At 56.3% G+C, this 1,173-nt stretch carries 1 protein-coding gene; it reads left to right on the forward strand.

Features of this window, described 5'->3' with window-relative positions; translation table 11 throughout:
- Positions 1-1,173 (forward strand): multicopper oxidase family protein (locus tag Q5Y75_RS28330; RefSeq protein ID WP_306203646.1); only part of this gene is annotated, 1,173 nt, incomplete at both ends.

Here is a 1,173-nt window from a genome sequence, read left to right on the forward strand (position 1 = left end):
TAGCAAATACGGACCGACCCCTTCGCTCGGATTCAATGGCAGCACTCCGGGGCCACTCCTCAAAGTTAGGCAAGGTGAAGAACTGGCCGTGACCTTCGAGAACAGGACCGGAGAAGCGTCGTCCGTTCACTGGCACGGTATCCGAATAGCCAACCGGATGGACGGTGTGCCTGGCCTCACTCAGGAGGCTGTTCCCGACGGGGCAGACTTCGATTACCGTTTTGTTGCTCCTGACGCAGGAACGTTCTGGTATCATTCGCACAGCCGGTCGTGGGAGCAGGTTGCCAGAGGTCTATACGGACCCCTCATTGTGGAAGAGATCACGCCACCTGACGTGGACGCTGACATCATCGTCATTGTCGACGACTGGCGGCTGGATGAAGATGCAACTTTCATCGACGACTTCGACGGGATGTTCCATTTCGCCCATGGGGGACGGATGGGGAATTATGCCAAGGTCATTCCGTCTCAATCCTCTGTGCGACGCGGTGATCGTGTTCGTCTCAGATTGATCAACACGGCAAATGCCAGGGTGTTTCCAGTTGATTTGATGGGGATCGAAGGCAAGCTTGTGGCTCTGGACGGGATGCCACTTGAACATGTCGAGAACTTCGGGACCGTCACCCTAGCTCCCGCCCAGCGGGCCGACATCATCGCCGATGTTGCGGACGATATTGAGTTCAGCTTCTGGACTGGCCAAGACGACTACGCCTTGGGAGCAATCGTCGTCGAAGGTTCCAATCCGTCGCCGAGAAGCGCCGAGATTTTACCGCTCCCTTCGAACGATATGGCCAAGCCGAGAGGTGAACCTGAACGCCGCGAGATCCTTCGAATGCAAGGCGGTGCCATGGGAGGACAACATCCGGGCGAGGATATCTGGTCTTTCAACGGAGTCTCAGACCTTCCTGACCAACCGTGGCTAAAGGCGGAACGCGGCTCTGCTGTTCAGATTTCTTTGGTGAACGACACCTCATTTCCTCACGGGATTCACTTGCACGGACACCACTTCTACGAGGTCGCCGAAGATGGATCGCTCGGTCCACTTCGCGATACGTCGTTGGTCAATGCCCGAGAAAGTAGAGACATACTCTGCGTATTTGAGAACCCTGGGAAGTGGTTGTTGCACTGTCACATGCTAGGGCACTCGGCGACGGGCATGAAAACCTGGGTGGA

The sequence above is a fragment of the Ruegeria discodermiae genome, assembly GCF_030758345.1.
Classification (GTDB): Bacteria; Pseudomonadota; Alphaproteobacteria; order Rhodobacterales; family Rhodobacteraceae; genus Ruegeria_C.